Here is an 11767-nt window from a genome sequence, read left to right as displayed (position 1 = left end):
ACTCAAATGGGGAGATAACAAAAATGATGTGGTTCCTACTCTGTGTCGGTCTACTGATCGGCGGCTACTTTATCTACGGCGCTTTTGTCGAGAAAGTCTTCGGCATTAACGCTAATCGTCAAACACCCGCTTTCAGTCAAACTGATGGCGTCGACTTTGTGCCTATGTCTAAAGGCAAAGTCTATCTAATTCAATTATTAAACATTGCAGGCGTAGGCCCAATCTTTGGTCCTATCTTAGGTGCACTCTATGGTCCTGCAGCCATGTTGTGGATTGTAGTTGGCTGTATCTTTGCAGGTGCAGTACATGACTACTTCTCCGGTATGTTGTCAGTGCGCAATGGCGGTCAATCCGTGCCAAACCTTGCGGGTAAGTATTTAGGTAAGAGCGCCAAACACTTCATGAACGTGTTTGCTATTGTGCTGTTACTGCTAGTCGGTGTGGTCTTTATCTCTGCGCCTGCTGGCTTACTTGGCAAGCTTACCGGTTGGGATGTCAGTATCTTCGTTGGTATAATCTTCGTCTATTACCTGATTGCAACTGTGGTACCTGTCGATAAAATTATCGGTCGTCTGTACCCTTTCTTTGGCGCTTTATTGTTCTTCATGTCGTTTGGTTTAGCTTTCGCAATTATGCTATCAAGCGAGCATACCTTACTGCCTAACGTACAAGCGGGCGATTTCTTCCAAAACTTAAATCCGAACGACATGCCACTTTGGCCTGCCCTATTCATCACTATTGCCTGTGGCGCAGTATCGGGTTTCCATGCGACTCAATCACCGTTAATGGCCCGCTGCGTTGAAAACGAGACTAATGGTCGCTTCGTCTTCTTTGGCGCCATGATTGGCGAAGGCATAATCGCATTGCTTTGGTGTGCCATCGCGTTGTCTTACTTTGGCGGAGTAGAAGGGTTGAGTGCGGGTATGTCAGGTAACCCTGCCAACGTCGTCTATGAGGCCTCTACCGGTCTGTTAGGCGCTATCGGTGGCTTTATGGCTATCCTAGGGGTGATTATTCTGCCGATTACCTCAGGCGATACGGCTTTCCGCTCTGCGCGTTTGATTTTGGCTGAATTTTTCAATATGCCACAAATCTCACTACCAAAGCGCTTAGTGTTAGCTCTCCCACTATTCGTTATCGGCGGCATATTGACCCAAGTAGACTTTGGTGTGATTTGGCGCTACTTCGGTGTAGCAAACCAAGCCACTGCAGTATTAATGCTGTGGACGGCTTCGGCTTACCTGCTACGACATAACAAACTACATTGGATTGCGACAATTCCAGCGATGTTTATGACCACTGTGGTTATCACCTTCCTACTGAACTCGCCAACCTTAGGTGCCGGTTTACCTATGACGGTATCAACCATAGCGGGCATAGTCACAACCTTAGTGATTACAGCACTCTTGATTGTGAAAACCAAAGGTAAAGGCGAAATTGATTTACTGGTTGAAACTAAGCTTAAAGAGACAGTCAAAGACTAGTCAAACAATTCAAATGACCAACCTAAAACAGGCGCTTTATTGCGCCTGTTTTGATCATACTGCTCCACCAATAGCAGCTATCACAGGTTTAAGCTAGCAAGGTATTCAAGCTTGACTCGATACCATTCCACACTGTATCAGGCATACAAAACTGCTATACTCCCGCCATAGCACATTGCAACATGCATAATATGAATCAATCGAATAACCCGCTCCACGGCATTAAACTGGAAACGATCATCACTTATTTAGTCGAGAAATACGGCTGGGAAGAATTAGGTGAAAGAATTAATATCCGTTGTTTTACCCACGATCCCAGCATCAAATCCAGTTTACGTTTTTTGAGAAAAACAGAGTGGGCGCGGGATAAAGTCGAATATCTTTATTTAAGAGCCAATAAATTACCCTTGCCGCCACCTAAAGTAGACTCTAGTCAAACGGCTAAGAAGCCTGCGGCAAAAATTGCGACGAAGAAAACCAATCAAACTCCCCCTGACAAGTCAGCTAAAAGCGATAAACCTAACACAGATGACAAAGTAAATAGCCATATTTGGGGTAATAGTTAATCTTCGCCCTCTGCAGCCATAAAACGTGAACAGCCCTCACTTGAGGGCTGTATTGTCATCAGCAATATCGCGCTTTTTGCCAAATAAGCCAAAAATTAGCTTCAGTTTTCCAATTAATGGCCGATAGCGATTTGAGTATCAACACAGTTTGCATCTAATGGAGTATGGAATGAGCATTAATGGAATAAACAGTGCCACAATCGGCTCAACTTTCACTCCGGTATCGAGCGCATATATCGCAGCAACTCCTGCCACAACAAAAACGACGACTAATGAATCGACAGCAGATGCGCAGGATACTCAAGACACAGTCTCCATTTCTTCAGCCGGCCGCGCCGCATTGTCCGCAGATGTAGGTGCCCCTTTAAGAGACAATGCTGCAGCAAAAAAAGATGGAACAGAAAATGATGCGTCAGAAGAGCCCATGACGTTAATCGACCAACAGATCCAGAAAATAAAAGAGCAGATCAAAGCACTACAAAAAATGCTGGCCAAACTTAAAGGAGATGACTCTGAGGTTGCGGAGCAACAGCGTAAGTTAATCCAAGAACAAATAATGCAGCTAAGTAGTCAAATAGCGACCTTGACTGATAAGAAGATGCGCGACGCGCAAAAGTCAGCTTAGACAAAATAACTGACCAATAGTCTTTGTAATACATCCCGTAATGGATGATACCTAGATAGGAAAGCTAAACATTAAACGCCAAACATTGAGCCCATCGCCACGACGATAACTGAATCCGATGCGATCAACACTCAACAGTTCGCCCCCAAGGGGCTTAGAAAACGCGAGGGAGAAGCCTGCCTCATAGCTGCCAGAAACAATAGTATCTTGCTCTATCTCGCTAATAAATCTAAGTTCATTGAAATACCAATAGCCTACGGCAAAGATCCTTGGTTGCACCTGCAGATCCCACCATTGCCAGCGTGGTGCTAACCCTAAATCAACACCTGTTTGTAGTACTGCAAATTGATCCGAAAACTTACCATAGTGCTCGCTGTACCCAGCAAAGCGTAATCTCGATACCCACACAGCATCCTGCCCTGCTAAGGTAAAGTCATACAAGCTACTGATCCCTGAGGCGATAATAGCAACGTTATCGTTTTTATCGAAGTTAGTGCCAAAACCGATATCTAAATACCCTTCCATTCGAGTATTTTCGCTCGCCTGCCAATGATGCTCAAAACCTGGGGTAACCGTCATAGTACCTATCGACGACGGCAACTCACCTTCAGTGATATCTTTGGCTAAATAATCAAAAAAGCCAAAGGAGATAGGTAACCGTAACCAAGTTTGGCTACCGCTATCTTTCTTCAAATCAAAGCTTAACGGAATGCTAACGACGGTCGCATTTTGGTTTGCAGCGCGGTAAACGCCAGTGCCAAGATAACTACCAAAGGCGTAAACAGAATTTGGATTAGTGCTAGTTTCTATCGGATTACTACCATTAGCATTATTAGGTGCATGATTGATAGAAAAGCCGGAATCATCCGCTTGAGATGCAGATATGAATGTATTTGTAGCGGAAATACTATCGGCAAAGGTGGTAGGAATAACGCTCAGTAATGCCAAGCACATTAGCGACAAGCTTAATAGCAACCGACTGAAAAAATGGCTCAATTGACTTAAACCTTACTCATTTCTGACTCAATCGGTCGACCCATCATAAATACAAAGTTACTTATTTTCATCCATAAAATGATATTCAGACATCATGTGTCCAAGCTCAGTGGATTTGGTCTTTAAGTACGCCTCATTGTAACGATTTTTACCAACTTGCAGCGGTACGCGCTCAACCACTTCGATGCCAAACTCCTTCATCGCTTTTACTTTGCGAGGGTTATTGGTCATCAAACGCACATGCTTCACCCCTATCTGTTCCAGCATAGGCTTGATCATGTCGTATTTACGCATATCCGCTTCGAAACCGAGTTGCTCGTTGGCTTCAACCGTGTTGGCGCCTTTATCTTGCAGCTCATAGGCGCGAATTTTATTAAGCAAACCAATGCCACGGCCTTCTTGGCGTAAATAGAGGATAAAGCCACTGCCCGTTTCCGCAATATTTTGCATGGCAGCTTGTAACTGAAAACCACAGTCACAACGCAAGCTAAATAAAGCATCGCCGGTTAAACACTCGGAATGAATACGGCCCAACACAGGTTCATCCGCACTGAGCGTACCGAATGTGAGCGCAACATGCTCTTTACCTGATTCGGTATCTTCAAAACCATGCATGGCAAACACGCCCCAAGGAGTGGGTAACTTTGACGTCGCGACATATTTTATCGACATACTTAACCTTAACGACAACTCTCATTCCATGAGACGAATAAGATCCCTAGAAACAAAACGAGGATTAGGCACTTAGCCAACTAAGCGCACTATTCTAAAGTGTTTTCGAACAATCCAGAAATACTTTAGTGTTTTAATCAACTAAACCAAACATGAATGTCTTTTCGATGGGCAGCACGAAGGAATGGATTAAAACGAAGCAATGCATTAAATACAAGGAGCACAAACACGCGATCGACACTCGATCCCGTGCCAGTGACATCCAATCCCACATTAAAATTTTGCGGGAGCGTATCCAGTAACTTCCGTTAGCCCCATTTCACGGCCGATAGCCGTCATAGGGTGGATTACCACAAGCCCTTTGACAGACTTTTTCAGTTTGCCCATGTCTGCTTGTTCCGCTTTTGTCAAAGCACGATGGAAAGGCAAACCTTTGATATCTGACCCTTGCTTATTCAATAAGCGGGTTTGTTGCCCTTTCACACTGCCGATTTGCTTAGTGACCGCAGCGATTTCGCGTTTGAACTGGGCAATAATGACGTCATCGCCTCTTTGTTCAGCCGCAGCAAGTTTACGACGAAATTTATCTAATTTATCGTTAAGCTGCTGCAGTTCTTGCTTTAAATTCATTCTGTTACCTTAAATTACCTAAGTTAGCCACAGTAAAATCTTAGCCTGATTATGCTAGCGTCTGTGTCAAGGCCTGAGATTATAGCAGCAAGTTACAGATCCTCGTTACCGCTTTTATAACAAACGAATGATCTGATTGCTGCTACCGCGAAACACGAGACTAGGATCGGCAAGACTTTGTTCAAATTTTCCGTCCACCAGCACATCAATATAGGCCAACACGGCGCGCTGTTCATCACTCAACTCATCGAGCACATAACCTGTCCACAGCCAAATATCCTTCCCCTTACACTCAGCCTTGACTCGTTTGACGAGCGTCAAAATGGCACTGAGATTGACAGGCAATAAAGGATCTCCGCCCGAAAGCGATAAACCACGGCGCACAATCCGCTTATCATTAAGATCGGCAATAATCCTATCTTCCATCGTCCTATCAAATACATGCCCAGAACGGGGATCCCAAGTGCTTTGGTTGTAACAACCGCGGCACTGGTGCTCACAGCCAGAGACAAACAAGGTCGCACGGGTACCTGGGCCATTGACCACATCGATAGGGAAATACTGATGGTAATTCATTGATGGTCACTCACAGTGCATTTCATCTTTTAACATTGGTACTTACCCCATGACACCATTGATGCCACGGAATAAGTCTAACAGGTAGAATAAGGTAATAGTGTTACAAGTGTTTGATCCTGCGTTTTACTTCTTCTTGCTTGCCATAATTAAAGGGCCGCGCATCAGGACTGCCTAAGTAACCGCACACACGGCGCGTCACAGAGACTCGACTAGGCTCATGATTGCCACACTTAGGGCAAGTGAACCCTTTACTGGTACAACTAAATTCGCCGGTAAAGCCACAGTCATAGCATTCATCAATTGGTGTGTTAGTGCCATAGTAAGGCACGCGGCTGTAGCTATAATCCCAGACGTTTTCCAGCGCTTCGAGGTTATGCTGCATATTGGGATATTCGCCGTAACAAATAAAACCACCGTTCGCGATAGCGGGATATGGCTGTTCAAAATCAATTTTATCGTAAGGGTTAACACTTTTTTCCACATCGAGGTGAAAACTATTGGTGTAATAGCCCTTATCTGTCACCCCTGTGACTAGCCCAAATTGCTTCGCATCCAGTTTACAAAAACGGCTGCAGAGACTTTCACTTGGCGTGCTATACAGACTAAAGCCATAACCTGTTTCGGCCTTCCACGCATCGGTAGCCGCTTTAAGATAAGCTACAATAGCAACGGCTTTTTCCCTTAATTGTGCATCATCAAATACATGGGTTTGGGTGCCATAGAGTGCATTCATGGTTTCATGCAGTCCAATGTAACCGAGTGAAATCGACGCACGGCCATTTTTAAAGATTTGCGCCACATCATCATCTGCCCGCAAACGTACACCACAGGCGCCTTCCATATAAAGGATAGGTGCCACGCGGGCTTTAACACCGTTCAGTCGCTCAATACGGGTATCCAGTGCTTTACGGGCTAATACTAGTCTGTCATCTAAAATGCGATAAAACTCAGTCTCATCGCCATTGGCTTCTAAGGCAATCCGCGGCAGGTTTAAACTGACCACTCCCAAATTATTGCGCCCTTCATGCACAAGCTCACCATTTTCTTCATAGGTGCCTAAAAAGCTACGGCAGCCCATTGGGGTTTTAAATGAACCGGTCACTTTCTCGACTTGCTCGTAGTTGAGGATGTCGGGATACATGCGCATTGTCGCGCATTTGAGCGCCATCTGTTTTACATCGTAATTGCAATCGCCCGCTTTATGATTAATGCCATCACGAATCGCAAACACTAGCTTAGGGAATACTGCCGTCTTGCGATTTTTACCCAATCCCGCCATCCGCACTTTGAGCATTGATTGCTGAATTAAGCGTGATTCCCATGACGTGCCTAAACCAAACCCGAAGGTCACGAACGGTGTTTGGCCATTGGCAGTGTGTAAAGTATTGACCTCATATTCCAAAGACTGGAATGCATCGTGACATTCTTTTTCAGTTTGCGCCGTGGCAAAGGCTTTGGCGTCGGTGATCTTCCAATTCAGGGCAATTTGGTAATGCTTGTCGTAGCTCTTAGCGACAAATGGCGCTAACACTTCATCGATACGGTTGATAGTAGTTCCGCCATAGATATGGCTCGCCACTTGGGCAATGATCTGCGCGGTCACTGCTGTCGCTGTTGAAATAGACTTAGGGGTTTCAATTTCGGCATTACCCATTTTAAAGCCGTGGGTCAACATGCCAGCTAAATCAATCAACATGCAGTTAAACATCGGGAAAAACGGCGAGTAATCTAGGTCGTGGTAATGGATCTCGCCCGCCTCATGGGCAGCGACCACATCCTTTGGCAAAATATGACTCTTGGCGTAATGTTTGGCGACTATGCCCGCGAGTAAATCCCGCTGAGTAGGAATGACTTTTGAATCTTTATTAGCATTTTCATTGAGTAAAGCCGCATTGCTTTGCTCAACTAAACCACGGATTTCGAGGTTGAGTTTACTGGTCGCTTCACGGCACACATCTCTGTCGTGACGGTATTCGATATACACGCGCGCAAGGGACTTGTACGGCCCTTCCATCAGTAAATTCTCAACCGCATCTTGTAGATGGTGGATATCGACTTCTGCTAATGGCGCGACGCTCTGACTGATACACGCTGCCACTGTCGCTGCATAGTCGCCATCCTCTATTCCAACTGAGTTTGCAGCGGCATTCACTGCATCCCGTATCCTTGTTTCATCAAAAGGTGTGCGGCAACCATCACGCTTAATTACGACTGGCATTGTTCAGTTCCTCTCCATCTCGCCTAAAAATTAACACTACATCTAGTGATTTTAAAAGCATAAAACACAATATGTAGAGCATTAGGCTACAATGACGGTAAGGAGTCCATGATCCAGATCATAGTTTTTAGGATGAAATAAAAGAACAAACAAGAACTGCAGCTAGGCCCAATTATCTGAAAATTGCGCCTTGACCTGCTGATTAAACCCAGCTAGTTGAATGCGTGACAATTTGTGTTTATCACGCACTATGGATGTGAATTAACGTTTAGCAAGCGCAAGATAACTACTGAGTTGGCCCGATGCAGATTGATGTGCCCCCATAGATGAAGCAAGTTGCATCATAGATTTTAGCCCCTGCCACTGCTGCTTTTGAGCATCCGTAAGCGGAGGTTCAGAATTCAAATAATCCGTCAATTGGCTAAGGACTTTCGTGGCCTTCTGGGCTAGCACCGGCGACTGAGCATCATCCATATTGGTTAAGACGTTTTTAGCATCAACTAAGGTATTGATAAGAGGATTATTAGGTGATTTTTTAGCTAATGACTTGATTTCATCATCTAAAAAATCTTGCAACGATTGTTTAGTCGGCGTTGTTGTGCTCGGCACTGTAATACCGTTTTTCGATAAACGCTCGAGTTGCACATCCGATAAAATGCCATCTTTTTGTAAGCGCGACACCAATGCGGGAATATCGGCGACGCCAAATTGACCATCGGCAAAAAAATCCTTCGCCATTGATTGAATTTTCTGTGCGCGTTGCGCCCGTGGCGACAGCGCTATCTCATCGGTTTTACCGTTATCGGATTTGGTAGCATCCGTCTGCGTTTTATTTGTTTCTGTCGTAGTATCGGTTTTAGCCGTGCTCGTCTTTTGGCTATTGGCACCATAGGCATCGGCGATACTGGCACTGCTGCGATTAAGATTAAAGGCATTTAAAATAGAATTCATCGTCAAAAATTCGGCGTCTAAGACTCAATGACTGTTTTAAAGCAAAAACTAAGCCAATCAAGTATTAATCAGTGCAACCCCTGAGTTAATAGCATCACTATGCATAAACCAACTTATATCTAGGACTGTATATCTTCGATCAAGGCAAGACATTGCCGCCTTAATAAATCGAGTGCCTCAGCGTCCATCTGCACTTTATCAAGCAAGGTTTGCTTCAAGGCAAGAGCTTCGTGCCTGATACCCTCTCCTTGACTTGTCAGAGTGATCAGCTTTTTCCGCTCATCTTCAACGCAGGCTAATCGCGTAATCAACCCCTTCAACTCTAACCGCTTGACGATGGGCGTTAAGGTTCCCATATCGAGTTTAGTCGCCATTGATAGCTGGGTTTGGCTACAGCCGTTTTGACGCCACAGGGTTTGCATCACTAAATATTGAGGGAAAGTTAACTCGTATGCCTCGAGTAGAGGCCGATAAGCACGCACTAATGCATTGCTCGCAGAATATAACGCGAAACAAACATTATCGGATAAACAGAGTGGATCGCTAGAAGCTTGGCTATGAGTCTGTTTTGTAGCGTCTAGCTCAGGTTGAGGTAAGCAATTTTGCACGTTTAAGCGCCTGTCATTTAAACATAACGCTATCTTATCCGATCTGTCCCACCCCATCTAGTTTGCGCGCAAACTATTTGCATTCAATCTTAAAGCCACGTAGAGTTAACATCATTAGTTTGCGCACAAACAAAAGGTGAGTTTTTATGAAGAGTATGACTGAAACCCGTGAGATCCATCTAGCTAGTCGCCCAGAAGGCATGCCTACAGCACAGAACTTTACTTTAGTAAATAAAGCGTTAGCACCACTCGCTGATGGACAAGTGCTGATTAAAAATCTATGGATGTCGGTTGACCCTTACATGCGCGGGCGCATGGTTGATCGCAAGAGTTATGTTCCGCCCTTCGCCTTAAATCAAGTCTTAGAAGGCGGTGCGATTGGTGAAGTTATCGCGTCAAAAAACACCGAGTTCCCGGTTGGTACTAAAGTCAGCAGCATGCTAGGTTGGCGTGAACACGCAGTCACAGATACAGCAGGACTGACCGCTCTACCACTAACTACGCTTGATAATTCACATTTCCTCGGCGTACTCGGAATGCCAGGCATGACAGCTTGGACAGGACTGACTCGCATTACAGATTTAAAAGCGGGTGAGACACTGTTCGTTTCCGCAGCCTCTGGCGCAGTAGGTAGCGTAGCCTGCCAAATTGGTAAACTAATAGGTGCTCGTGTAATAGCCTCTGTCGGTTCAGATGAAAAAGCTGAATTATTAAAAAGTTATGGTGTTGATGCGGTCATCAATTACAAGACTTGTGGCAATCTCACCCAAGCGTTGACAAAAGCTGCGCCAGAAGGGGTTGACGTGTATTTTGAGAACGTCGGTGGCGAGCATTTAGCCGCAGCGCTGAGCAATATGAAAGATCATGGACGTATCGCTGTTTGCGGTATGATTTCGCAATATAACAACACAACTCCAACCCCTGGCCCTGACAACTTAGCCCTAATTGTAATGCGAAAACTCAAGTTAGAAGGTTTTATCGTATCCGAACATTGGGCGCATTATCCTGAGTTCACCGCAAAAATGGCTCAATGGTTAGCGGAAGGCAAAGTCAAAGCAGAACAAACAATTTATCAAGGGCTTGAACAAGCACCTGATGCTTTTATCGGTCTATTTGAAGGTAAGAATCGCGGTAAAATGTTGGTAAAACTAGCCTAAGTCACCAACAAAGCGGTATAAACATCTCAAAATGAGATAGTAAATAGTCGGTATCCCGAAAGTGATACCGACTTTTGTTTATCTGGCAATCAAACGCTATCTATATAAAACTTTTAACTCTACATTTTGACTCATCAGCCCTTCCAGAGCGCTGCTTCAATCAAGTGGGCGACTTTCTCCACCGCCGCTTCGCCGGCGGCAATCGCCTCATCAGCACGGTGAAACTCCATAGTGCCGATATTGCCCACCTCTGGCACAATACAAATATCTGGTGGATCGCCCATCAACCGCGCCCGTTTATGCCTTTGCTCTAAAATACCCATAGATTGCGACATCACAGCAATCATCCCCGGATTCGATTTAGTGCCGAGTGAAAACTTATCGGTTAGGTTGCTGACATAATCTCGGCCACGGGCGAATAAATCCATAAAGCCCGTTTCTTGTCGCGCTGGCATATCCATTTCAGCTTGGACAGTCCTTTGGCTGGTCATATTCACGGGTAACACTTGGATACGCCCAGAATGATAGCCATATAAATCCACTGCAATCACTACATCAACGCCCATGGCACGGCTGACCGAAACAGGCACAGGATTCACTACAGCACCATCGACTAACCAGCGTTCTCCTTGCCTGACAGGGGCTAAAATCCCCGGCATGGAGCAAGAGGCCCGTACCGCTTGCCGTAAATCCCCTTCAGTAAACCAAATTTCCTGACCAGAGTATAAGTCAGTCGCGACGGCTGCAAAGGGACGATTGAGATTCTCAATATTCACATCTCCTATACGTGCATGCAGCACATCGAACACCTTGTCTCCGCCGATAAGCCCGCCCTTACGCCATCGAATATCCATCAAGCCAAGCACGTCCCAACTAGAAAAACCGCGCACCCATTTTTCTAACTCGGGTAAATGATCATGGGCGTAAGCGGCCCCCACTAAAGCCCCCACCGAACATCCAGCCACTTTATCGGGCTTAATACCCATGGCAGCTAAACCATTCAATACACCTATATGTGCCCAACCTTTCGCCGCCCCACTACCCAAGGCAATACCTACCGAAGGGGTTGTTCCGTTAGCCATAAATCATTTCTCCTGTAACTCATGCAGTACACGATAACGTAAAATCCTGCCATATCCACTGTCAATCGGTAAAAACGACACAATTAAGAGGTTGTAATACCAATGTAAATAAATACAATCAACAGAGCATAAATGGCACACTTTCTACATCAATCCGTGCATGAAGCAGAGATAATCACCGATGTGGATAGCTGAGCAA

The 11767-nt window shown here is 45.3% G+C and carries 12 protein-coding genes; 4 read left to right on the top strand and 8 right to left on the bottom strand.

Annotated features, from left to right (window positions below; all coding sequences use genetic code 11):
• Positions 1-23 precede the first annotated feature (23 nt).
• The 3 genes from GWI56_RS04200 (at position 24) to GWI56_RS04190 (ending at position 2675) form a co-directional block, all read left to right on the top strand.
• Positions 24-1484 (top strand): carbon starvation protein A, encoded by a 1461-nt coding sequence (locus GWI56_RS04200; protein ID WP_198572218.1) that lies wholly within the window; start codon positions 24-26, stop codon positions 1482-1484.
• Between the two features lie 182 nt (positions 1485-1666).
• Entirely contained in the window at positions 1667-2050 is a 384-nt protein-coding gene (locus GWI56_RS04195; RefSeq protein ID WP_198572217.1) for a VF530 family protein, read from the top strand.
• 169 nt (positions 2051-2219) lie between these two features.
• Positions 2220-2675 carry a FlxA-like family protein gene (locus GWI56_RS04190; RefSeq protein WP_198572216.1) on the top strand — a complete coding sequence of 152 codons (456 nt, stop codon included), beginning with the start codon at positions 2220-2222 and terminating at the stop codon, positions 2673-2675.
• Positions 2676-2726: 51 nt separating this feature from the next.
• Here the strand turns inward: GWI56_RS04190 and GWI56_RS04185 are convergent, their stop codons facing one another.
• The 7 genes from GWI56_RS04185 to GWI56_RS04155 all read right to left on the bottom strand — a co-directional run bounded on the left by GWI56_RS04185 (position 2727) and on the right by GWI56_RS04155 (position 9329).
• Positions 2727-3671, bottom strand: coding sequence for a hypothetical protein (locus GWI56_RS04185; protein WP_131524329.1), 945 nt, complete (start codon positions 3669-3671; stop codon positions 2727-2729).
• Between the two features lie 57 nt (positions 3672-3728).
• Complete coding sequence (ribA, locus tag GWI56_RS04180) at positions 3729-4343, bottom strand: GTP cyclohydrolase II (RefSeq protein ID WP_006087423.1); 615 nt, start codon at positions 4341-4343, stop codon at positions 3729-3731.
• A gap of 273 nt (positions 4344-4616) precedes the next feature.
• Positions 4617-4973: a YibL family ribosome-associated protein gene (locus GWI56_RS04175; RefSeq protein ID WP_028760414.1), complete on the bottom strand. Its 357-nt coding sequence runs from the start codon at positions 4971-4973 to the stop codon at positions 4617-4619.
• A 114-nt stretch (positions 4974-5087) separates the two neighbouring features.
• On the bottom strand, positions 5088-5549 hold the full coding sequence (nrdG, locus tag GWI56_RS04170) for an anaerobic ribonucleoside-triphosphate reductase-activating protein (RefSeq protein WP_198572215.1): 462 nt from the start codon (positions 5547-5549) through the stop codon (positions 5088-5090).
• Between the two features lie 103 nt (positions 5550-5652).
• Positions 5653-7770: an anaerobic ribonucleoside-triphosphate reductase gene (gene nrdD / locus GWI56_RS04165; RefSeq protein ID WP_173245562.1), complete on the bottom strand. Its 2118-nt coding sequence runs from the start codon at positions 7768-7770 to the stop codon at positions 5653-5655.
• Between the two features lie 261 nt (positions 7771-8031).
• Entirely contained in the window at positions 8032-8721 is a 690-nt protein-coding gene (locus GWI56_RS04160; RefSeq protein WP_198572214.1) for a hypothetical protein, read from the bottom strand.
• Between the two features lie 119 nt (positions 8722-8840).
• Entirely contained in the window at positions 8841-9329 is a 489-nt protein-coding gene (locus GWI56_RS04155) for a MarR family transcriptional regulator (RefSeq protein WP_105252906.1), read from the bottom strand.
• 146 nt (positions 9330-9475) lie between these two features.
• On the opposite strand from GWI56_RS04155, the gene GWI56_RS04150 reads away from it, so the two are divergent.
• Positions 9476-10486, top strand: a complete 1011-nt coding sequence (locus GWI56_RS04150; RefSeq protein ID WP_198572213.1) for an NADP-dependent oxidoreductase — start codon at positions 9476-9478, stop codon at positions 10484-10486.
• A gap of 134 nt (positions 10487-10620) precedes the next feature.
• Here the strand turns inward: GWI56_RS04150 and rssA are convergent, their stop codons facing one another.
• Entirely contained in the window at positions 10621-11568 is a 948-nt protein-coding gene (gene rssA / locus GWI56_RS04145; RefSeq protein WP_105252908.1) for a patatin-like phospholipase RssA, read from the bottom strand.
• Positions 11569-11767: the final 199 nt, after the last annotated feature.

This window comes from Shewanella sp. DW31, assembly GCF_015767295.1.
In the GTDB taxonomy this organism is placed as follows: domain Bacteria; phylum Pseudomonadota; class Gammaproteobacteria; order Enterobacterales; family Shewanellaceae; genus Shewanella; species Shewanella oncorhynchi.
Note: the sequence above shows the minus strand (reverse complement) of the source record. Positions and strands in the feature narration are given on the sequence as shown.

Coding starts and splice junctions, on each gene's coding strand:
- ribA (WP_006087423.1), bottom strand. CDS start 4,343: ATGTCGATAAAATATGTCGCGACGTCAAAGTTACCCACTCCTTGGGGC.
- GWI56_RS04160 (WP_198572214.1), bottom strand. CDS start 8,721: ATGAATTCTATTTTAAATGCCTTTAATCTTAATCGCAGCAGTGCCAGT.
- GWI56_RS04200 (WP_198572218.1), top strand. CDS start 24: ATGATGTGGTTCCTACTCTGTGTCGGTCTACTGATCGGCGGCTACTTT.
- GWI56_RS04150 (WP_198572213.1), top strand. CDS start 9,476: ATGAAGAGTATGACTGAAACCCGTGAGATCCATCTAGCTAGTCGCCCA.
- rssA (WP_105252908.1), bottom strand. CDS start 11,568: ATGGCTAACGGAACAACCCCTTCGGTAGGTATTGCCTTGGGTAGTGGG.
- nrdG (WP_198572215.1), bottom strand. CDS start 5,549: ATGAATTACCATCAGTATTTCCCTATCGATGTGGTCAATGGCCCAGGT.
- GWI56_RS04195 (WP_198572217.1), top strand. CDS start 1,667: ATGCATAATATGAATCAATCGAATAACCCGCTCCACGGCATTAAACTG.
- GWI56_RS04175 (WP_028760414.1), bottom strand. CDS start 4,973: ATGAATTTAAAGCAAGAACTGCAGCAGCTTAACGATAAATTAGATAAA.
- GWI56_RS04190 (WP_198572216.1), top strand. CDS start 2,220: ATGAGCATTAATGGAATAAACAGTGCCACAATCGGCTCAACTTTCACT.
- nrdD (WP_173245562.1), bottom strand. CDS start 7,770: ATGCCAGTCGTAATTAAGCGTGATGGTTGCCGCACACCTTTTGATGAA.